Annotated in this window: 18 protein-coding genes; 8 read left to right on the top strand and 10 right to left on the bottom strand. The window is 64.6% G+C overall.

Going from position 1 to position 20,183, the window contains the following annotated elements; translation table 11 throughout:
- Window positions 1–2: 2 nt before the first annotated feature.
- The 4 genes from purH (at window position 3) to KZX42_RS11490 (ending at window position 4,951) form a co-directional block, all read left to right on the top strand.
- Complete coding sequence (purH, locus tag KZX42_RS11505) at window positions 3–1,607, top strand: bifunctional phosphoribosylaminoimidazolecarboxamide formyltransferase/IMP cyclohydrolase (protein ID WP_248119469.1); 1,605 nt, start codon at window positions 3–5, stop codon at window positions 1,605–1,607.
- Between the two features lie 134 nt (window positions 1,608–1,741).
- Window positions 1,742–2,641, top strand: a complete 900-nt coding sequence (locus tag KZX42_RS11500; RefSeq protein WP_248119468.1) for a dienelactone hydrolase family protein — start codon at window positions 1,742–1,744, stop codon at window positions 2,639–2,641.
- Window positions 2,642–2,869: 228 nt separating this feature from the next.
- A complete protein-coding gene (locus KZX42_RS11495; RefSeq protein ID WP_248119467.1) occupies window positions 2,870–4,384 on the top strand; it encodes a S8 family peptidase in 1,515 nt (504 codons plus the stop codon).
- 60 nt (window positions 4,385–4,444) lie between these two features.
- The gene (locus tag KZX42_RS11490; protein ID WP_248119466.1) at window positions 4,445–4,951 is read left to right on the top strand and encodes a hypothetical protein; all 507 of its coding nucleotides are present in this window, start codon (window positions 4,445–4,447) and stop codon (window positions 4,949–4,951) included.
- Between the two features lie 24 nt (window positions 4,952–4,975).
- Here KZX42_RS11490 and grpE read toward each other — a convergent pair whose 3' ends face one another.
- Window positions 4,976–5,611 (bottom strand): nucleotide exchange factor GrpE, encoded by a 636-nt coding sequence (gene grpE / locus KZX42_RS11485; protein ID WP_248119465.1) that lies wholly within the window; start codon window positions 5,609–5,611, stop codon window positions 4,976–4,978.
- Window positions 5,608–6,702, bottom strand: coding sequence for a heat-inducible transcriptional repressor HrcA (hrcA, locus tag KZX42_RS11480; protein WP_248119498.1), 1,095 nt, complete (start codon window positions 6,700–6,702; stop codon window positions 5,608–5,610). Before hrcA ends, grpE begins: the two co-directional genes overlap by 4 nt.
- A gap of 67 nt (window positions 6,703–6,769) precedes the next feature.
- Here hrcA and rph point away from each other — a divergent pair, with 67 nt between their 5' ends.
- Together rph and KZX42_RS11470 are read left to right on the top strand one after the other, a co-directional pair.
- Window positions 6,770–7,495: a ribonuclease PH gene (rph, locus tag KZX42_RS11475; RefSeq protein ID WP_248119464.1), complete on the top strand. Its 726-nt coding sequence runs from the start codon at window positions 6,770–6,772 to the stop codon at window positions 7,493–7,495.
- Between the two features lie 64 nt (window positions 7,496–7,559).
- Complete coding sequence (locus tag KZX42_RS11470; protein WP_248119463.1) at window positions 7,560–8,021, top strand: hypothetical protein; 462 nt, start codon at window positions 7,560–7,562, stop codon at window positions 8,019–8,021.
- Here the strand turns inward: KZX42_RS11470 and glmM are convergent.
- A complete protein-coding gene (gene glmM, locus KZX42_RS11465) occupies window positions 8,018–9,364 on the bottom strand; it encodes a phosphoglucosamine mutase (RefSeq protein ID WP_248119462.1) in 1,347 nt (448 codons plus the stop codon). The two genes, KZX42_RS11470 and glmM, sit on opposite strands and share 4 nt — an antisense overlap.
- Before the next feature lie 161 nt (window positions 9,365–9,525).
- On the opposite strand from glmM, the gene glmS reads away from it, so the two are divergent.
- Window positions 9,526–11,340: a glutamine--fructose-6-phosphate transaminase (isomerizing) gene (glmS, locus tag KZX42_RS11460; protein WP_248119461.1), complete on the top strand. Its 1,815-nt coding sequence runs from the start codon at window positions 9,526–9,528 to the stop codon at window positions 11,338–11,340.
- Here the strand turns inward: glmS and KZX42_RS11455 are convergent.
- The 5 genes from KZX42_RS11455 to KZX42_RS11435 all read right to left on the bottom strand — a co-directional run bounded on the left by KZX42_RS11455 (window position 11,301) and on the right by KZX42_RS11435 (window position 15,745).
- Window positions 11,301–11,969 carry a helix-turn-helix domain-containing protein gene (locus KZX42_RS11455; protein WP_082064358.1) on the bottom strand — a complete coding sequence of 223 codons (669 nt, stop codon included), beginning with the start codon at window positions 11,967–11,969 and terminating at the stop codon, window positions 11,301–11,303. The two genes, glmS and KZX42_RS11455, sit on opposite strands and share 40 nt — an antisense overlap.
- A gap of 52 nt (window positions 11,970–12,021) precedes the next feature.
- Window positions 12,022–12,765, bottom strand: a complete 744-nt coding sequence (locus tag KZX42_RS11450) for a Crp/Fnr family transcriptional regulator (protein WP_248119460.1) — start codon at window positions 12,763–12,765, stop codon at window positions 12,022–12,024.
- Window positions 12,765–13,025 (bottom strand): hypothetical protein, encoded by a 261-nt coding sequence (locus KZX42_RS11445; protein ID WP_161639777.1) that lies wholly within the window; start codon window positions 13,023–13,025, stop codon window positions 12,765–12,767. The genes KZX42_RS11450 and KZX42_RS11445 overlap by 1 nt, the downstream gene beginning before the upstream one ends.
- 69 nt (window positions 13,026–13,094) lie before the next feature.
- Window positions 13,095–14,594, bottom strand: coding sequence for a phosphomannomutase/phosphoglucomutase (locus KZX42_RS11440; RefSeq protein WP_045810025.1), 1,500 nt, complete (start codon window positions 14,592–14,594; stop codon window positions 13,095–13,097).
- A gap of 65 nt (window positions 14,595–14,659) precedes the next feature.
- The gene (locus KZX42_RS11435; protein WP_045810024.1) at window positions 14,660–15,745 is read right to left on the bottom strand and encodes a glycosyltransferase family 1 protein; all 1,086 of its coding nucleotides are present in this window, start codon (window positions 15,743–15,745) and stop codon (window positions 14,660–14,662) included.
- A 175-nt stretch (window positions 15,746–15,920) separates the two neighbouring features.
- Here KZX42_RS11435 and KZX42_RS11430 point away from each other — a divergent pair, with 175 nt between their 5' ends.
- Window positions 15,921–16,784: an FkbM family methyltransferase gene (locus KZX42_RS11430; protein WP_248119459.1), complete on the top strand. Its 864-nt coding sequence runs from the start codon at window positions 15,921–15,923 to the stop codon at window positions 16,782–16,784.
- A gap of 489 nt (window positions 16,785–17,273) precedes the next feature.
- Here the strand turns inward: KZX42_RS11430 and KZX42_RS11425 are convergent, their stop codons facing one another.
- The gene (locus KZX42_RS11425) at window positions 17,274–19,466 is read right to left on the bottom strand and encodes an AGE family epimerase/isomerase (RefSeq protein WP_248119497.1); all 2,193 of its coding nucleotides are present in this window, start codon (window positions 19,464–19,466) and stop codon (window positions 17,274–17,276) included.
- A gap of 155 nt (window positions 19,467–19,621) precedes the next feature.
- Window positions 19,622–20,083, bottom strand: coding sequence for an Lrp/AsnC ligand binding domain-containing protein (locus tag KZX42_RS11420; RefSeq protein WP_045810022.1), 462 nt, complete (start codon window positions 20,081–20,083; stop codon window positions 19,622–19,624).
- Window positions 20,084–20,183 lie beyond the last annotated feature (100 nt).

Raw genomic sequence — 20,183 nt, 5'->3', positions numbered from 1 at the left:
CCATGCCCGCCGCTCCCGACTTTCCGCCCGCGCCCGATCAGGTGAAGCCGCAACGCGCCCTGATCTCCCTGTCCGACAAGGCCGGGCTGGAGGATGCGGCCCGCGCCCTGCACGATCTGGGCGTCGAACTGGTCTCGACCGGCGGCACCAAGGCCGCCATCGAGAAGCTGGGCCTGCCGGTCAAGGACGTGGCCGATCTGACCGGCTTCCCCGAGATGATGGACGGCCGGGTCAAGACTCTGCACCCCGTCGTTCACGGCGGCCTGCTGGGCGTTAGAAACGCCCCGACCCACGCCGAGGCCATGACGACCCACGGCATCGGCGCCATCGATATCGTCTGGATCGACCTCTATCCGTTCGAGAAGACGGTGGAACAGGGCGGCGGCTTCGAGGCGGCGATCGAGAACATCGACATCGGCGGCCCGGCCATGATCCGCTCGGGCTCCAAGAACCACGGCCATGTCGCGGTGGCGGTGGACGGCGAAAGCATCGCCCTGATCCTGGAGGCGCTGAAGGTCGAGGGCTCGACCGACCTGGCCCTGCGCAAACGTCTGGCCGCGCGCGCCTTCGCCCGCACCGCCGCCTATGACGCCGCCGTCTCCGGCTGGTTCGCCGGTCAGATCGAGGACGCCGCCCCGGCCCGCAAGTCCATCGCCGGTTCGCTGGCCCAAACGCTGCGCTATGGCGAGAACCCGCACCAGACCGGCGCCTTCTATCGCACGGGCGAGCGCCGTCCGGGCGTGGCCTACGCCGAACAGGTGCAGGGCAAGGAGCTGGGCTACAACAACATCGCCGACGCCGACGCCGCCTATGAACTGGTCGCCGAGTTCGAACAGCCCGCGGTCGTTATCGTCAAACACGCCAACCCCTGCGGCGTGGCGGTCGGCAAGGACCTGTCCGAGGCCTACGCCCGTGCGCTGGAATGCGATGCGGTTTCGGCCTTTGGCGGGGTGATCGCGGTCAACCGCCCGCTGAACGGCGCAGATGCTGAGGCCATAACGAGCGTCTTCACCGAGGTCGTCATCGCCCCCGGCGCCGACGACGCGGCCAAGGCCGTCTTCGCGGCCAAGAAGAACCTGCGCCTTCTGATCACCGACGGCCTGCCCGACCCGCACGGCCCGGGCGAGGTGTTCCGCTCGGTCGCCGGGGGCTTCCTGGTCCAGTCGCGCGACCGCAGCCTGATCAAGCCGTCGGACCTGAAGATCGTCACGCGCCGCCAGCCGACGCCGACCGAGATTCAGGACATGCTGTTCGCCTTCACCGTGGCCAAACACGTCAAGTCCAACGCCATCGTCTACGCCAAGGACGGCCAGACGGCGGGCATCGGCGCCGGCCAGATGAACCGTCGCGACAGCGCGCGTATCGCCGCCATTCGCGCCAAGGAAGCGGGCGAGGCCAAGGGGCTGGCCCATTCGCTGGCCGAAGGCTCGGCCTGCGCGTCCGAAGCCTTCTTCCCGTTCGCCGACGGCCTGCTGGAAGCGGTCGCGGCGGGCGCCACGGCGGTGATCCAGCCGGGCGGCTCGATGCGTGACGCCGAGGTGATCGCCGCCGCCGACGAAAAGGGCGTTGCCATGGCCTTCACCGGCGTGCGGGTCTTCAGGCACTGACTTCTGGGCGGGAAAGGGCGCTGTCGCTCGCGGCTTGAGCGCCCTTCTTCGCACGACCGGCAGCCTCGCGTTCGTGACTGGACGCCGACGAAGGGGCGTGATGCTCTGACCGCTCCCCCTTTCCGGAGCGTGCGATGACCACCCTGATCCGTCCCGAGGGCCAGACCGTCGACGATCTGAAGCTCAGCCGACGAAGCCTTGGGGCGCTGGGGGGCTTGCTGTTCTCCGGCTACGCTGTGGCGGCCCTAGCCAGGGAGGCCAAGCCGATCACGACCGATGCGGCGGGCCTGACCACCGAAACCGTGACCTATGGCGCGCCGGACGGATTCGATCTGCCCGCCTATGTCGCGCGGCCGCAAGGCGACGGGCCGTTCCCGGTGGTCGTTGTGGTGTCGGAGATCTTCGGCGTTCACGACTACATCCGCGACATCTGCCGCCGGCTGGCCAAGCAGGGCTACGCCGCCATCGCGCCCGCCTTCTTCAACCGGGTCGAGGATCCGGCGCCGCTGTCGGACATGCAGCGGATCATGCAGATCGTGGGGGCGGCCGGTTACGAGCAGGTGATGGGCGACCTGTCGGAGACGCTGGAATGGGCCAGCCGCCAGGGCTGGGCCAGGGACGGCAAGGTGGGCGTCACCGGCTTCTGCTGGGGCGGCAAGGTGGTGTGGCAGGCGGCGGCCCGGTTCAGCGCCATCGGCGCGGGCGTGGCCTGGTACGGACGGCTGGCGCCTGCGCCGGACGCGACCCCGGCCCAGGTCTCGGCGGGCCAGCCGTGGCCGGTTGATCTGGCCGACGACCTGAAGGCGCCGGTGCTGGGCCTTTATGGCGGTCAGGATCAGGGCATCCCCTTGGACAGCGTGGAGCGGATGCGCCAAGCCCTGGCGCGCGCCGGCGAGACAGGCAGCCGGATCGTGGTCTATCCCGACGCGCCTCACGGCTTCCACGCCGACTATCGCGCCAGCTACGCCGAGGCGGACGCGCGCGACGGCTGGTCCAAACTGCTGGCGATCTTCGATAAGGCGTTAAAGAATTAGGGCGTTAGTGAACGACGGGCTGCGGAGGGCGGCCTTGGGGAGCGGCGTGCGATGGTCGGATTGCGACGCGGAGCGGCGATGATCTTGAGCGTGGGCCTGATGGTCCTGCCGCTGGCCGCCTGCGGCGGCGGCGGTGGTGGCGGCGGAGGGAGCGGAGGCGGGGGCACGATCACCCCGCCACCTCCTCCGCCACCCCCACCGCCCCCGCCTCCTCCACCGCCGCCATCGGTGTCATCCAGCGAATATCTCCGCAGCTACAGTCTGGCCAATGTCAGGGCCCAGGCGGCCTGGCAGGCCGGCGCCACGGGCGCAGGGATCACCGTCGCGGTGGTGGACACGGGCATTCAGCATGAACAGCCCGATTTGCAGGAGCGTATCTCCTCGCTGTCGGCCGACATCGTCGGCATGCGCAATACGCCGCGAGGCGAGGACCGGCACGGCACCCTGGTTGCGGGGGTGATCGCTTCGAACTTCAACGGCATGGGCACGATCGGGGTGGCCTACCAGTCGACGATCCTGTCGATCCGCGCCGATATTTCGGATTGCCAGGATTTGGACGAGGACTTCTGCTTCACCAGTTCCGATCTGGCGAAGGCGCTGGACTATGCGGTCTCCCAGCGCGTCAAGATCATCAACATGTCGTTGGGCGGCGACGGGCGGCTCGGCTCGACCTTCGAGGCGGCCCTGTTGCGGGCCGTCAACTCGGGGGCCGTGATCGTGGCCTCGTCGGGCAATGAGGCCGAATCCAACCCCGGCTGGCCGGCGCGATACGCGGTCGATCCCCGTTTCGCGGGCGCGGTCGTCGCGGTGGGTTCTCACAACGCCGCTGATGTGATGTCCAGCTTCTCCAACCGCGCCGGGGACACCGCGACCGCTTATCTTTCGGCGCCGGGCGAGGATGTCATAACGGGATGCGACGGCTCGTCGTGCTGGCGGATCAATGGGACGTCGTTTTCGGCCCCCCACGTGTCGGGCGCTCTGGCCCTGCTGATGCAGGCCTTTCCCAACCTAACGGCGCGTCAGGCGCTGGCCATCCTGTTCGATACGGCGCGGGACGCCGGCGATCCGGGAACCGACATCGTCTATGGGCGCGGCCTGCTGGATCTCGCCGGCGCCTTCCGACCGGTGGGAACGACCTCAACCCCCATGGCGAACGGCGGGGCCGTCAACACATCCACCGAACCCGGCAGCTTCATCGGCGGCGCGTTCGGCGACGCCTTCAGCCGACAAGATGCGCTGAACACCGTGGTGTTCGACGCCTATGACCGGATGTTCGCCGTCCAGCTTGGCGGGGCCTATCCCACGGCGCCCAGCCGCTCCTATCAGCCGGCGCCGTTCGAACAAAGCCAGACGGCGACCATCGGCCTGGCCTTGCCGGGCGGCGGCCGGTTGAACCTGATCGCGGCCCAGCCCGCCCCCGCGCCCGAGCTCGTCGCCCCCCGCCACGACCTCTATAACGCGCCGTGGATGGGCGACGAGGTGCGGCAGGAGGCGATGCTGAACCTGGAAACCGGGCGTCTGAACTTCTCCGCCTGGCAGGGCCGGGGCGGGGCGGTTTCGCCATTTGGCGGGACGGCGGGCGACGGCTTCGCCGCCCTGGCCCAGGCCGACCACGCCATGCGCGGGGCGATGCGGTTCGGGTCGCTGACCTTTTCCGCCGAAAGCGGAGGCGGGGATCGACGAATGCCGTTGCGCCGGGTCGAGCAGGACGCCTCGACCTATAATCGGGTCTCCGTCGGCTAGCGTGGCGCGGATGGCGGCCTGTCGTTCAGCGTCGGCGCCCTGGACGAACGGTTAGGGCCCTTGGGCGCCTTCCTGCCAGGCGGATCGGACTTCGCCCTGCCGTCGCGCACGGCCTTCTATGCGCTAGGCGGCGACTGGACCCTGACGTCGGGCCTGCGCCTGATCGGAGAGGCCGGGCTTGGCTCGACCCGGATCGAGGGGCGGTTCCTGTCGATGGACCGGGCGGCGATCAGTTCGAACTGGCGGTTGGGGCTGCTGACCGGCTGTTCGGCCCTGTGCGACCGGATCAGCTTCACCCTGGCCCAACCGCTCAGGATCGAAAACGGCCGCTTCTCGGCCTATCTCGCCGATGTGCCGGCGGATTATTTCGATCCGCTGACCTATTCGCGACGCAGCTTCTCGGCGGCGCCCAGCGGCCGCCAGATCGACTTCATCTTAGGCGGGGAACGCTATCTGTGGGGCGGCTCCAGCGTGACGCTTCAGGCTGTCGCCAGCCGCGAGCCGCGCCACGTCGCCGACGCCGCGCCGGAGTTCGCCCTGATCGGAGGATGGCGGCGCCGGTTCTGACCGACGCCGCCTGTCGCGCCTGGATCAGGCCTTGCCGTCGAAGGTCTGGCCGTCCGCCGCGTGTGCGGCGCCGTAAGGGTTGGGGCCTTGGCCGCCAGATCCCTTGGCGGCGACAATCACCATGGCGGGGCGCACGGTGCGACCGAACAGTTCGAAGCCGGACTGCATGGTCTGGATCACCGTGCCGCCGGGCACGGCGTCCGACGGCTGTTCCATCATGGCCTGGTGCAGATGCGGATTGAAGGCCTCGCCCGGTCCCGGCGCCACGCGCTTCAGGCCGTTGGCTTCGAACGCCTGCAGCAAGGCCTTCTGGGTCAGCTCCAGCCCCGTGACCAGACCGGCGGTGGCGCCTTCGGCGTCCTTGGGTGCGGCCGTCAGGGCGCGTTCCAGATTGTCGGACACGCCCAAAAGGTCCTTGGCGAAGCGCTGAATGGCGAAGGCGCGGGCGTCGTTCTGCTGCGTTTCCGCGCGACGCTTCAGATTCTCCATATCGGCGGCGACGCGCAGGGCGCGGTCTTTCCATTCGTCGCGTTCGGCGATCACGGCGTCCAGCGGGGCCAGGTCGTCCGCCGGATGGGCGTCTAGCCCGTGTTCGGCGTTGGCCTCGGCCGCCTCGGCGTCCAGAGCGTTGATGTCGTCGTTTAGGGGCTTGTCGCTCACGTCTCGTTCCCGTCCAGCATCCGGCCCAGCACCCGGGCGGTATAGTCCACCAACGGGATGACACGGGCGTAGTTCAGTCGCGCGGGGCCGATGACGCCGATGGCGCCCAGGACCCGCTGTCGGCCGCTCATATAGGGCGCCGCGATCACGGCGGAACCCGAAAGTGAAAACAAGCGTGTTTCGGCCCCGATGAAGATGCGCACGCCTTGGGCCGCATCCACCCCGTCCAGCAGGCCGATCAACTGCTCCTTCTGCTCCAGATCGTCGAACAGGACGCGCACCCGCTCCAGGTCCGCCAGCCCGTCGCGGTCTTGCAGCAGGTTGGCGCGGCCGCGCACGATCAGGGCGCGTTCGCGGTCCGGTCCCCCGGACCAGGCGGCCAGGCCGTCCTCGACCAGGCGGGCGGCGGTCTGGTCCAGTTCGCGGCGCGCGACCTGAAGCTCCTGCGTCATCTCGCGCTTGGCGTCGGCGAAGGGCCGGCCGCGCAGGCGGGCGTTCAGGAAGTTGGACGCCTCGGTCAGGGTCGACGGCGTGACGCCCGCCGACAGGGTCATGATCCGGTTCTCCACAGTGCCGTCGTCGGCGACGATGACCGCCAGCGCCTGATCGCCGCCCAGAGCCACGAACTCGACATGTTTGACCCCGGCGTCGCGCACGGGGCTGGAGACGACGCCCGCCCCGCCGGCCAGGCCGGACAACAGGTTCGACGCCTCGTCCAGGGCGGATTCGAAGTTGCGGCCGCGTCCCGCAAGCCGGCCGTCGATCTCGCGCCGCTCTTCCGCCGTCAGGTCCCCGACTTCCAAAAGGCCGTCGACGAACAGGCGCAGGCCCGCATGGGTGGGGATGCGTCCAGCCGAGGTATGAGGCGCGGCCAGCAGACCCGCCAGCGTCAGGTCCTGCATGGTGTTGCGGATCGAGGCGGGCGACAGAGCCACCCCGCCCAAGGACAGGGTCTTGGACCCGACCGGCTCGCCCGTCTCCAAATAGGATTCGACGATGCGGCGAAATATGTCGCGGGCGCGCGCATCCAACCCGGCCAGCCCGGCAAGGGACTGGCCCGCGTCGAATGGCGGGCTTTTCGGGGCATACAGGCTCACGGTTTCAGGATAAGCAGCGCCGCCACGGCTTCCAAGACCAGACTTCCCAAGGACCGCTCCCATGCGCCATTCGCAACGCACCGACGACCAACTGCGTCCCGTGACCATCGAGACCGGCGTCAACCGCTACGCCGAGGGCTCGTGCCTGATCACCTTCGGCAACACCAAGGTGCTGGTGACCGCCTCGATAGAGGACAAGGTTCCGGGCTGGATGCGCAACTCGGGCCAGGGCTGGGTGACGGCCGAATACGGCATGCTGCCACGCGCCACCCACACGCGCGGACGCCGCGAGGCCGCAGCGGGCAAGCAATCGGGCCGCACCCAGGAAATCCAGCGCCTGATCGGGCGCTCACTGCGCGCCGTGGTCGATCTGAAGGCCCTGGGCGAACGTCAGGTGCTGATCGACTGCGACGTGATCCAGGCCGACGGCGGCACCCGCACGGCGTCGATCACCGGCGCTTGGGTCGCCATGAGCCTGGCGCTCAACTATCTGCGCGACGAGGGCGTGCTGAAGGCCGATCCGATCACCGACCAGGTGGCGGCGGTGTCGTGCGGCGTTTGCGACGGCGTGCCGGTGCTGGACCTGGACTATGAAGAGGATTCGGAGGCCGAGGCGGATTCCAACTTCGTCCTGACCGGATCGGGTCAGATCGTCGAGGTTCAGGCCACCGGCGAGAAGCGCGGCTTCTCGCGCGCCGAGTTCGACCGTCTGTTCTCGCTGGCCGAGATCGGCTGCACCGAACTGTTCGCCCTGCAGAAGGCGGCGCTGGCGGCGGTGAAGCGATAGGGGCTTTCGCCGGAGAGGACGGCCGGGCATCCTCGCCCGGTCAGTCCTGACCGGAGACAAGTCGATGCGTCGATCCCAATGGCTTTCGATGGCCGCCTGCGTTGTGTTGATGGCCGGATGTCAGCGCGCTGATCCAGCCCATTCGCCCGCGCTCAGGGACACGGCGGCAAGCGGCGACGTCATCGACGCGGTTCCGCTGGCGCCTGACGCTCCGCCGCCTGCCGCGCCCTCCAAGCCGGTGGTTGCTGAGAAGGAAGCGAGCCCGCCGGCGGAAGACCCTCAGGCCAGCATCCCCGAGGGACCGGAAATAGCTCCTCAGCCCGTCCCCATGAGTGAGACGCCATGCCGTGAAGCCATCGGGGCCGCCGCTTCGGCCCGCTTGGTCGAGCGCTGCATCCAGGTCAGCCCGGCGACGCGCCCGCCCTGCAACGCCGCCAACCCTTGCGATCTGATCCAGGGCGAGATCGACCGCTCCTGCAAACTGTGGGAACGCGACGGTAATCCCCCGGCGGCCTGCAAGCCTTAGGCGGCGCGCACCGCTCCCGCCACATCGGCCACCACCCGCTTCACCAGCGTCTCGTCGTCGCCTTCGGCCATGACGCGGATCAGTTTTTCGGTGCCCGACGGCCGCACCAGCAGGCGGCCCTGACCGTTCAGGGCGGCTTCGGCCTCGGCGATGGCGGCCTTGACCCTATCGGTCTCCAGCGGCTTGTCGGCGGTGAAGCGGACGTTCTCCAGCTTTTGCGGCACGGGATCGAACTGACGGGCCAATTCGCTCATCGGCTTGCCCGCCTCGACCAGGACGGCCAACACCTGCAGCGCCGCCATCAGGCCGTCGCCGGTGGTGGCGTGGTCGTGCAGGATGATGTGGCCCGACTGCTCGCCGCCGATGTTGAAACCGCCCTCGCGCATCCGTTCCATGACATAGCGGTCGCCGACCTTGGTGCGCTCCAGCGTCAGACCTTCGGACTTCAGCTTCCGCTCCAGCCCCAGGTTGGACATGACGGTGGCGACCACGCCGCCGCCGGTCAGGAGGCCGCGCCTGGCCCAGTCCAGGCCGACCAGGGCCATGATCTGATCGCCGTCCACGACCCGACCCGTCTCGTCGCAGATGATCAGTCGGTCGGCATCGCCGTCCAAGGCGATGCCGATGTCGGCGCGGTAACGTTTGACCGCCGCCGACAGGGTCTCAGGGTGGGTCGAGCCGCATTCGGCGTTGATGTTGGTCCCGTTCGGCTCCACGCCCACGGGGAAGACCTCGGCGCCCAGTTCGAACAGGGTGGTGGGCGCGACCTTGTAGCCCGCGCCATTGGCGCAATCGACGGCGATGCGCAGCCCCTTCAGGCTGAGCCGCTTGGGGAAGGCCTGTTTGGCGATCTCGATATAACGCGCCTGAGCGTCGTCGATGCGTTTGACCCGGCCCAGCTTGTTCGACGGCGCCAGGCCCTGATCCAGGCTCTGGTCCATCATGGCCTCGATCTTCAGTTCGATCTCGTCCGACAGCTTGTAGCCGTCCGGCCCGAACAGCTTGATCCCGTTGTCGGCATAGTCGTTGTGCGAGGCCGAGATCATCACCCCCAGGTCGGCGCGCATCGACCGGGTCAGCATGGCGACCCCCGGCGTCGGCACCGGGCCGAAGGTGCGCACATCCATGCCCACAGAGGCGAAGCCGGCGACCAGGGCCGGCTCGATCGTATAGCCCGACAGGCGCGTATCCTTGCCGATCACCACCAGATGGCGGCGGTCGTCGTCGGTGCGGAACAGTTTCCCGGCGGCCAGACCCACGCGCAACGCGACCTCGGCCGTCATCGGATAGGTGTTGGCGCGCCCGCGAATGCCGTCGGTGCCGAAATATTTTCTGTCGCCCAAGGCAAGGTCCTTTGGTTCGGGTAACGTTCCGAAACCCCTTTTTTGATGCGGCCCGCCTTAAGATTGCATAGACGGCCGGTGGGGCTTGATGTGTGGCTTAGCCCCGGATCGCCGCCAGTGCAAAGCGGCGCCCTTTTCCTGACTTCTCGGAGCCTTCGCTCATGTGCGGCATCATCGGCGTCACCGGCAATGGTCCTGTCGTTCCCCGGCTGATCGACAGCCTGAAACGACTGGAGTACCGCGGCTATGATTCCGCTGGCGTCGCCGCAGTCGTGGACGGCTCGGTCGAGCGCCGCCGCGCCAAGGGCAAGATCCGCAATCTGGAGGCCGTCCTGGTTGAAGATCCGATGACGGCGACGGTCGGCATCGGCCACACCCGCTGGGCCACACACGGCGCGCCGACGACCGAGAACGCCCACCCGCACAAGGCCGGTCGTGTCACCCTGGTCCACAACGGCATCATCGAGAACTTCGCCGAGCTGAAGGCCGAGCTGGCCGCCGAGGGCCATGTCTTCGAGAGCCAGACCGACACCGAGGTCATCGCCCACCTGCTGGACGTCGAGCTGAATACGGGTCGTGCGCCGTTAGAGGCGTTCAAGGCGACGCTCGACCGCTTGACCGGCGCCTATGCGCTGGCGGTGCTGATCGACGGGACAGACGACCTGATCCTGGGCGCCCGGCGTGGCAGCCCGTTGGTGGTCGGCTGGGGCGAGGACGAGATGTATCTGGGCTCGGACGCGCTCGCGGTCGGTCCGTTCACGCAGAAGATTTCCTATCTGGAAGAGGGCGACTACGTCGCCGTGACCAAGGCCGGCGCCCAGATGTTCGACGTGGCGGGCAATCCCGTCGAGCGCGCCATCGTCCAGGTCTCGGCCTCCTCGGCCATGGTCGAGAAGGGCGAATATCGCCACTTCATGGAAAAGGAGATCCATGAACAGCCCGACAGCGTCCAGCACACCCTGTCGGAATATCTCGACCTGGTGACCGGCAAGGCCAAGACCAATCCCGTCGATTTCGCCGCCATAGACCGCATCCAGATCGTCGCCTGCGGCACCGCCTTCTACGCCGGCCAGATCGGCCGTTACGCCTTCGAGAAGCTGGCCGGCCTGCCCTGCGACGTCGAGATCGCGTCGGAGTTCCGCTATCGCTCGCCGGCTGTCTCGAAATCCACCTTGGCCGTCGCCGTCAGCCAGTCGGGCGAGACCGCCGACACCTTGGCCAGCCTGACCTGGTGCAAGGCGCAAGGGTTGCAGACCGCCGCCGTCGTCAATGTTCACTCGTCCTCCATGGCGCGCGAAGCCGCCGTCCTGTGGCCCACCCATGCCGGGCCCGAGATCGGCGTCGCCTCGACCAAGGCCTTCACCGCCCAGGTTGCGGCCCTGCTGGCCCTGGCCGTGGCGGCTGGCGTGGCGCGCGGCCGGATCGATGCTGCGACCGAGGCCGAGCTGGTCAAGGCCCTGTTCGAGAGCCCGCGCCTGATCGCCGAGGCCCTGACGATGGGCGAGAGCATCCGCGCCGTGACTCACGATCTGTCAAAGGCCGACGATGTCCTTTTCCTGGGCCGGGGCGCCATGTTCCCGCTGGCGATGGAAGGCGCGCTGAAGCTAAAGGAGATCAGCTATATCCATGCCGAGGGCTATGCCGCCGGCGAGCTGAAGCACGGCCCCATCGCCCTGATCGATGAAGAGACCCCGACCATCGCCCTGGCTCCGCTGGACGACGTGTTCGAAAAGACCGCGTCCAACCTGCAGGAGGTCGCTGCCCGGGGCGGCCCGGTCATCATGATCGCGCCGGAAAAGGCGCCCGATCCGCACGGCGCCGGCATTCGCCGCATCCATGCCCCCGACTGCCACCCGCTGATCGCGCCTCTGGTCTATGCCGTGCCGGTGCAGCTTCTGGCCTACTACACAGCCGTTCAGAAGGGCACTGACGTCGATCAGCCCCGCAACCTGGCCAAGTCCGTCACGGTCGAGTGAGGCTCGCCCGCCAAGCGGCGAAGCGCGCCCGCATCAATGATCTGGATCGCGCCGCGTCGGAGCCGCACGGCGCCGGCGGCGCACAATTCCGTGCAGGCGGTCGATATGCTGGCGCGGCGCACCGCCATCAGGTCTGACAGCTCGGTTTGGCGCAAGGCGAGAAGGTCGCCGCCATTGCGCGCCCTGACGTCCAGCATCAGCGCGGCCAATCGCTGGGCGACCTTCAGTGTGGCGTGGCGGGAAAGTTCAACCTGAAGCGCGGCGTTGCGGCGACGCAGATCTGTCAAAGCCGCCTGGACCAAGGTATCACGATCCATCTTCTGCGCCAGTTTGCGGGCGGATACGGACAGGAAACGGCCTGGCGTCAGCCAGACAGCGGTCTCCCTTTCGGCTTCGCCCATGACGGCGTCAAAGTTGATCGCATCGTCTTCTGAGGCCAGACCCCGCGAAAGCAGTCCGTCAGAACCCCGCCGCGCCGCAACGCCGGACAGGATCAAGGTGACCGCCGGCTCGCCCCCTTGCAGGGCCGAGATGTTTTCGCCCGCCGTGGCTTCATGCGCGTCCCCTTCATCTACACATTGGGCGGCGAAGGCGGACAATAAAAGCCGCGCGAGAGGAGGCTTGGACATGTATCGTCTAAACGACCCCTCGTCGTTGTGTGCGATAACATGCGTTAAGTGATCAAACGGGATCGCTTTGGAGTCTGAGATAGGTGGGGTCGAACTCGGCGATTTCCGCCAGCCGCCGCCAGTCCAGAATATCGATCCGACCGCCCGCCCAGTTGATCACGCCTTCGCTGCGCAGTTCCGAAACCAGACGACTGACATGCACCGTCGACAGCCCCAAGGCATCGCCCAGGACCGCCTGGGTCAAGGGCAGATCGAAGGTCATTTCGCCGGTCTGGCCGACGGCTTGGAGACGCAGGTAAAGCTCGCACACCAGATGCGCCAGATGGCCCAGACCGCTGCGCCGGCCCATGGCGACCAGCCATTGTCGGTGGATGGCGGCGTCGATGATGGTGTCCAGCCAGAGCAGGCGCGTCAGATGCGGATAGCGTTCGGTGATGTCGATCAATCCGCTATGCGCAGCCTCGGCGACGACGCATTCCGTCAGGGCGACGACGCCGTGATCCATCTGTTTCATCAACAGGCTGTGCAGGTCGATGAAGTCGCCGGACACATTGATTTCCGTGATCTGACGCGACCCGTCCTCCAGCGTGGAATACCGCGCGGAAAAGCCGGAGATCAGAAGGGTGCTGTGCAGCGGGCGGGTGTGCTCGCGCACGATATCGGATCCGGCGGAGACGGTTTTAGGTGCATCGAGCACAGCGCTCAACGCATCGATTTCTTCGGGATTGAGCCTGTCCCGAAGCGACAACTTGTCGACCAAGGTGGTGATTTTTGAGACGCTGCCAGCCTTGGTCATCACGCGTCCCCCGCCAATGTCCAGCCCTCGGGCGCCTGATCGGACGCGGATGCCGTGACGCTGACCACCGTTTGCCCCTCGTCATCCGTGACGATGACGCTGAAGGCGCGGGTCGTCCAGAACGATGCGCCCCGATACCGCAGGATTTCGCCCAGTACGGCGACAGCCTCCTCGCGCGCCGCGTCCACGCTTCTCAATTCCTCGCCCTGATCGTCGCGGATGCAATCGCCGTTCTGGGTATGGAAAAAGTAGCGCGGCAATCTTCCCTCCTGGCAGCAGCCGAGAGGGAAGCGGTCAGGGGCGCGATTGGTTCAGTCCTCGGTGATCTTTCAGATTTCCTGATTAAAGGCGCCGATTTCAGGATAAGCGGCGAGGCGCGGTTTGATCTCCTTGCGGAACAGGTCGCGCATGTCGTCTTCGGACCGCATGCTTTCGACCACCACGACCAGCTCCGGCTTGTTGGACGAAGCGCGGACCAGGACCCAAGAGCCGTCTTCCAAGTGCACGCGAACGCCGTTGACGGTGATCGCCTCGACGATCTTGCGACCCAGGATTTCGCCGCCGGCTGCGGCCAGATCGGAATACTCCTTCACGATCCGCTCCAGCACGCCGTACTTCAGCTCGTCGTCGCAATGCGGCGACATGGTCAGGCTGGTCCAGGCGTCCGGCAGGGCGGTCTTCAGTTCGCTGAGCTTTTTGTCTGGATTGCGGTCCAGCATGGCCAAGACGGCGCCGGCCGCGACCAGGCCGTCGTCGTAGCCGTGACCCAGGTCGCCGGCCATGAAGAAGTGGCCCGACTTCTCGAACCCGGCCAGGGCGCCCAGCTCGGCGGTCTTGCGCTTGATGTAGGAGTGGCCCGTTTTCCAGTACACGACCTCGGCGCCATTCGCCTTCAGCACCTCATCGGTCTTGTATAGGCCGGTCGATTTCACATCGACGACGAAAGTGCTGTCCGGATAGACCTTGGACAAGTCGCGGGCCAGCATCAGGCCGATCTTGTCGGCGAAGATTTCTTCGCCCGTGTCGTCCACCACGCCGCAACGGTCGCCGTCGCCGTCGAAGCCCAAGGCCAGATCGGCGCCCGTCTCGCGCACGCGCTCCGCCATCTGGACAAGCATGGCATGATCTTCGGGGTTCGGGTTGTACTTGGGGAAGGTGTAGTCGAGGTCCGTGTCCATCTCGATCACCTCGACGCCCATGCGGCGCAGGGCGTCGGGGGCGAAGGCGCCGGCCGTGCCGTTGCCGCAGGCGCAGACGACCTTTAGCGGTCTCTTGATTTGAACCTTTGAGGCCACTTCGGCGACATAGGTTTCGCGGAAGTCTTCAACCCGCACCAGCTTGCCGCCCGGCCGGGCCACGCCTTCACCATTCAGTACGATCTCTTTCAGCCGCCCCATTTCATCGGGACCGAAAGTGAGGGGCTTGTTCGCCCCCATCTTGACGCCCGTCCAGCCGTTCTCATTGTGGCTCGCGGTGACCATGGCGACGCACGGCGCATCCAGTTCGAACTGACCGAAATAGGCCATGGGCGACAAGGCCAGGCCTACGTCCAGAACCTCCATCCCGCCTTCCAGCAGCCCGAGGATCAACGCCTGTTTGACGCTGAGGCTATACCCGCGGAAGTCATGGCCGGTGACGATCTTCGGCGTCACGCCGATCTCATGGACATAGGTGGCTAGGCCAAGGCCCAGAGCCTGAATGCCGAGAAGGTTGATTTCCTTTTCCAGGATCCAGCGCGCATCATATTCGCGAAAGCCTGTCGGTTTCACGAGGGCTTGCGTCTCGTACGCTGCCGTGTTGGGCGTCATATCCTGACGAGGCTTGAGCATTGGGTGTCCTGTCGGTCGATGTTTCGGCCAAACGCGTCGCAGAACGCGTTGATTGATGGTTTAGGTTAGGCAGCGGCGCGTTTGCGAATTCGGGCGATGCGCCGAAGGCGACGCCAGAAGCGGCCGCGCTCGGGTTCGGGATAGGGTTGCAGGTTCTCGACAAACTGCTCGGCTGAGGCGCGCCAGCTGAACTTCTCAGCATAGGCGCGCACCGCCTTGCGATCGAGCTCGAGGCATTTCAGGCAGGCGGCCTTGAGATTCTTGTCGATTGCGCCTGCGTTCGATCCCGGAATGATGTCGATCGGGCCGTGGGCCGGATAGGCCGCGACCGGCGTGCCAGCTGCCATGGCCTCGAGGATAACCAGGCCGAAGGTGTCGGTCCAGCTGGGGAAGACGAAGACATCAGCGTCGCGGAAACAGCGGGCCAGATCGTCGCCGAACTTGGCGCCCAGGAACTTGGCCTCGGGATACTTCTCTTCCAAATCGGCGCGCGCCGGGCCATCGCCCACAACGATCTTGGTCCCGGGCAGGTCGAGTTGCAGGAAAGCCTCGATGTTCTTCTCGACCGCCACACGCCCGACGTTCAGGAAGAAGGGGCGCGGCCAGTCCTTGCCGCCAAGCTCGTCGTAGATGCGCTCCAAGTCGGGATTGAAAACGTCCGTGTCCACGCCCCGCGACCAGGGGGAGACGTTCTTGAATCCATGCTCGACCAGTTCGTCACGCAGGGTCGGGGTCGCCACCATCAGCCGGCCCGACGGCTTGTGGAACCATTTCATGTAGGCATAGCCGACCTGAACCGGGATCGGGAAACGCGCCGAAACATATTCGGGAAATTTGGTGTGATAGCTGGTCGTGAACGGTAGTTTCCATTCCACGCAAATCCGCCGCGTGGCGATGCCGATCGGGCCTTCGGTGGCGATGTGAACGGCCTCGGGTTCGAAGGCGCGCAGCATCTCTCGGATCTCTTCTTCCGCACCCAGCGCCAGCCGGATCTCGGGATAGGTAGGGCAGGGGATGGTCTTGAACAGACTGGGTTCGATGACCTCGACTTCATGGCCCATGCCGCGGCATTCCGCGACTGTGCGCGTCAAGGTGCGGACGACGCCATTGACCTGAGGTTCCCAGGCGTCGGTGGCCAGAACGATGCGCATTGAGGCGGGCGGACCCTGAGCCGTTGGTAAGGGGCGAACTTCTAGACGGTTCGAACGACGAAGGCGAGACGGTAGCAGTTGTTTGGTCAATACCAATAGGATAAGCGGCGATCTACCCTGGCTGGCGAGCATTGGCTCTGCAGCGGCATTAGCCGTCATAAACTCGGAAAGCGTCATGAAAAACTGGTCGAAATCGGTTTCCAAGTTTTGGAGGCCGAAAAGGAGCGCTTCGGGTAAAAATCTGCTTGCGCGACCTTATTTCTATCTAGGCGACGGCTTGGCCCTTACGAGGCTTAATAGCGGTCATTTTATCTATGTCGATCCGTTGGAGGAAAGTGTCTGCGCTCACCTAATCGCCCATGGAACTTGGGAACCTTGGATCGCTAAGGTGGTGCTGAGTCTGCTTGCGCCTGGTGACCGTGTGGTGGAAGTTGGCGGTCACGTCGGATTTTATACTATCGCAATGGCTCATAGTGTGGGGCCTCGTGGAAGTGTTCTGTCCTTTGAGGCAAATCCAAGACTTGCCGCACTTGCCGCGAAGTCAGTCCGCATAAATGGGTATGCTCCTTGGGTTCAAATAGTCCAAAAGGTTGTAAGCGACACGGTTGGCACGCTGAAATTCTCGATTTCCAGACAGTACGGCGGCGGCGGTCACGTCTACGTTGGAGATAATGCGCTAGGCGTCGACACTCAGGTGCTTGAGGTCGAAGCAATCCGCTTGGATGACCTCAACTTGCCTAAAGTAAGGTTGCTTCGGATTGATGCGGAAGGGTCCGAGCCATTGATCCTATCTGGAGCTCATGCCCTTCTGCAACAGCCTGATATAATACTGTGTATGGAGTGGGATGTAGTGCAGATGCGCTCCCGCGCAGACCCTCAAGAAGTGGCCGCTCGGCTTGGGCTGATGGGATTTAGATTCTGGCGCATCACCACCAAGGCCGAGCTGCTGCCCGTCAAGGCGGATGACCTTGGAGACCTAGCTTCGTGCGATCTAATCGTAGCTCGGTCTGATCCGTTCAGCAGAGTAGGCATGCGATAGCCTTCATTCGGGCTGCAAGCTGGTTGTCATGCTGGGCTCTGTACACAACCACCGTTCATTAAGTGATGGTGTACAGAGTCCACCGACGGATGAGAAGTCGTCGGGGCGCTTGCCGCCGCGGCGCAACACGTCAAGAAATTTCAATTCGGCCAAATATCAAATTGATGGCTTTATCGTTGAGGCAGGCCACGAGATCGTAACTGCGGGAATGCTGGGGCGTCGGGTTCAATGAGTGATGCGGTTCGCATTTTCGCCCGCTCAGCCAGCTGCATTGTTTAGAGGCGGAACCTGCGTCCGGGCGGGGTCGCTACTATAGAAACCACGTTGGTACTCGTTGTCCGTCCGCTGCGAGAGGCTCGTTGGGCGACTTGTCTAAGACTCACCCACGGCCCGCGTCCCGCTGCACCGCCTCGCCGGCGCCCGATCCGGATCACGTCCGAAACTTTGCAATCTCTTTGAGCGCTAAATGCAAACTGATTGGGTATGGAGCTAGAGCGATAAATCGGCGCTTAAGCTAGGGCTCAGATCCAAGAGTGTTTGACGCGTCTGAACATACGCGGCCATGATGTGATAGAATGAACTCGCGGGCGCAGGTTCGTCGATAAAGCTCTCGTTCTCTAACATCTTATCATGCCACAGTCCTTCTGCTGTCAAATAGCGCCAAAGCGCTCGCTGCGCACGCGCCGCCTGGTCGAGACATCGGGCGCGACGCCCATCATCATTTAGTGTTGCAAGTATGAGGGAAGCTTTGAGCCATTCGGTTTGGGGCCATAGACGAGAGCGTGCGCTACGTGGACTGCCGTCGACATCTATAGCGTCGATGGCGACGCTGCGTTTCTGGTCGATGCCTACCAAGCCTGCTTCATACAGTCTCCACGCGTCTGCGATTGCTCCCTGATCCTTTCGGCTGCGACCGTACCGCGCCATCAGCCATGCCCATTCAAACTGATGACCAGGTTCGACCAGGCGGCCGTCGTCGCCTGCGGCCGGCAGCCAATCCGAGTCAAAATGCTCGCGCAGATTGCCACTTTCGGCGTCAATAAATTGAGTGCGGGCTAGGTGAACGATTTGGTCGGAGAGCGCATTCCATTCATCGCCCCCGCCGACCTCTTCCCATGCTAAGGCCGCTTCAAGAAGGTGCATGTGGGCGTTGGATTGATAGGGATGGCTTCCAGCTTCCTTTATCCCGCCCTTCTCATCCGACCGTTGGACAAGCAGATCGCGGATCATAGCGGCTTCATCTTCAAGCGCAGAGCCCGGAATTGCGGCTGAGATGCAGGCAAGCGCAAAAATGAAGAAGGCTTGATCGTAGACCATCGCCGTCTCGTCCAGCGCAGATTTGTCTGCCGCCAGCAAGGTTCGCATCTGGCCATCCGGGCGCAGATAAGTCCATTTGAGGCAATCTAGACCGCTCTGAACAACGGCCTTCCATGGCCCGCGCCATCCTTGGCGGCCCGCCTCAGCGTAGACTTGCAGCTGACGCGCTTGGACACGCGCCCTACGCGATGAAGTGATGTGTCGCCCGTCAAGCGCCAAGACCTCTTCGAATGCGCCGGTTTCGTCTTGACCCAGGCTGGACCAGGCCGGGAGTGCGGCCTGTCTCAGCCATGTCGTCAGGCGAGTGGCTCCTGCTTCCAGAGTTTCCAGAGGCTTGGCCGACGGGAAGTCGAGATGTTGAGGGGCCAGCTTGCGCAGTCGCTCGACAACCTTCTTGACATCCTGACTCTTTTTAAGGTCGGTGACCAGCACCGCATCGCGTTCCACGATGATGCCAACATCCTTGAGACCGATGGCCGCGACCATTACGCCGTCGCACGCACGAACGAGGCAACCTTCCGACTCCTCTAGGATATGAAGACCAACATCGCCTTCGCCCGAGGCTTGCACCGCGTCCCAGGCACCGAGGTCCGACCACTCGAAGCGAACAGGGAGAACCGACGCACGCGTCGTTTTTTCCATCACAGCATAGTCGATTGAGATTTTGGGCGCTGTCTTGAAGGCTGAGCCCAAGGTTATGCACCGGTGTTCTACTTCCGCTTGGGAGAGCGCGACCTGAACCGCCGCTCCAACTGCAGGCGCTTGATCGGCGATTTCCTTTCCTAGGACATCAGCGCGAACAATAAAGTTTCCGCTGTTCCAAAGGTAGCCCTCGGAAATGTAACGATGGGCCGTTGCTTGGTCCGGCTTTTCAACGAAGGCGGCCACATCCGACAGCATCGGTCCGGACGGAGCGATGTATCCATAGGCTGATGAGGCCTCGGTGGGCACAACCCCCAACGTGACGATCCGGCCCCGTTCAGCACTCGCGACGCCTTCCATAACAGACATCCGAAATGCGTCGGCGTCAGGAATATGATGGTCCGAAGCGACGAAAAGATTGACCGCGTCCGGTGCTCGGCCTGTCGTCCAAAGAGCAGCGGCTGCCATAGCTGCGGACGAGTCTCGACCCTCGGGTTCGAGTAGTATGACAGCGGTTACGCCGATCTCATCAAGCTGTTCGATTATGGCGCGCTTGTGAGCGATGCCTCCAACAACAATTAACTCACCGTCCTCGCCCGCCAGCACGGCCACCCGGGTGGCCGTCTCTTGGAACAAAGATCGATTTCCAGCGAGAGGTATAAACTGCTTCGGCAACGAGGGCCGGGAGGCAGGCCACAAACGCGTTCCCGAACCGCCGCACATAATGACGGGATAGATAGTGGTCATATGTTAACACTGCGATCTTGAAGATTGATGTGCCCTATTAGGGGAAGCAAGCGGTGCCGTCACCATCTTTGGGATGCCAAAGCAGTTTCGATGAGACGCTGCGCCACTCAAAGTCGAGGTGATGGGGCCCATCAAAGCGGTAGCACCGTCGTCGACTTCACCTCTTCCAGCACCGCATAGGTCCGCGTTTCGCGGACGCCTGGCATGCGCACCAGGACATCGCCCAGAAAGGCCCGATAGGCGTCCATGTCGGCGACGCGGGCCTTGATCAGATAGTCGAAGCCGCCGGCGACCATGTGGCACTCCAGCACCTCGGGCTGGCTGCGCACGGCGGCGGCGAAGGCCTCGAAGACGTCGCCAGTGGTGCGGTCCAGCAGGACCTCGACGAAGATCAGCAGATCGCGACCGACCTGGGTTGGGTCGATCATGGCGGCGTAGCCGGTGATGATCTTCTTTTCGCGCAGCCGTTTGACCCGTTCGAAACAGGCGGCGGGCGACAGGTTGCACTGGCGAGCCAGCTCGGCGTTGGAAAGGCGGCCGTCCGCCTGCAAAACCCGCAGGATGCGACGGTCGACGGCGTCGATATCAATCATCGAAAATCAGGCCTCAAAGCCGAATAATCTTCGGCCTGACTTGATATCATACGAAGCACCTTCAACGAACTCCGGCCTATACGGCTGAAATCCACAGGAT

It is taken from the genome of Brevundimonas sp. EYE_349, from assembly GCF_023147505.1.
Taxonomy (GTDB): domain Bacteria; phylum Pseudomonadota; class Alphaproteobacteria; order Caulobacterales; family Caulobacteraceae; genus Brevundimonas.
Note: the sequence above shows the minus strand (reverse complement) of the source record. Positions and strands in the feature narration are given on the sequence as shown.

What these genes read in the sequence shown, in the direction of transcription:
- KZX42_RS11420 (WP_045810022.1), bottom strand. Translation starts at nt 20,083, where the DNA reads ATGATTGATATCGACGCCGTCGACCGTCGCATCCTGCGGGTTTTGCAG.
- KZX42_RS11450 (WP_248119460.1), bottom strand. Translation starts at nt 12,765, where the DNA reads ATGACCAAGGCTGGCAGCGTCTCAAAAATCACCACCTTGGTCGACAAG.
- glmS (WP_248119461.1), top strand. Translation starts at nt 9,526, where the DNA reads ATGTGCGGCATCATCGGCGTCACCGGCAATGGTCCTGTCGTTCCCCGG.
- purH (WP_248119469.1), top strand. Translation starts at nt 3, where the DNA reads ATGCCCGCCGCTCCCGACTTTCCGCCCGCGCCCGATCAGGTGAAGCCG.
- KZX42_RS11425 (WP_248119497.1), bottom strand. Translation starts at nt 19,466, where the DNA reads ATGTGCGGCGGTTCGGGAACGCGTTTGTGGCCTGCCTCCCGGCCCTCG.
- rph (WP_248119464.1), top strand. Translation starts at nt 6,770, where the DNA reads ATGCGCCATTCGCAACGCACCGACGACCAACTGCGTCCCGTGACCATC.
- KZX42_RS11435 (WP_045810024.1), bottom strand. Translation starts at nt 15,745, where the DNA reads ATGCGCATCGTTCTGGCCACCGACGCCTGGGAACCTCAGGTCAATGGC.
- KZX42_RS11470 (WP_248119463.1), top strand. Translation starts at nt 7,560, where the DNA reads ATGCGTCGATCCCAATGGCTTTCGATGGCCGCCTGCGTTGTGTTGATG.
- KZX42_RS11430 (WP_248119459.1), top strand. Translation starts at nt 15,921, where the DNA reads ATGAAAAACTGGTCGAAATCGGTTTCCAAGTTTTGGAGGCCGAAAAGG.
- KZX42_RS11440 (WP_045810025.1), bottom strand. Translation starts at nt 14,594, where the DNA reads ATGCTCAAGCCTCGTCAGGATATGACGCCCAACACGGCAGCGTACGAG.
- KZX42_RS11500 (WP_248119468.1), top strand. Translation starts at nt 1,742, where the DNA reads ATGACCACCCTGATCCGTCCCGAGGGCCAGACCGTCGACGATCTGAAG.
- KZX42_RS11455 (WP_082064358.1), bottom strand. Translation starts at nt 11,969, where the DNA reads ATGTCCAAGCCTCCTCTCGCGCGGCTTTTATTGTCCGCCTTCGCCGCC.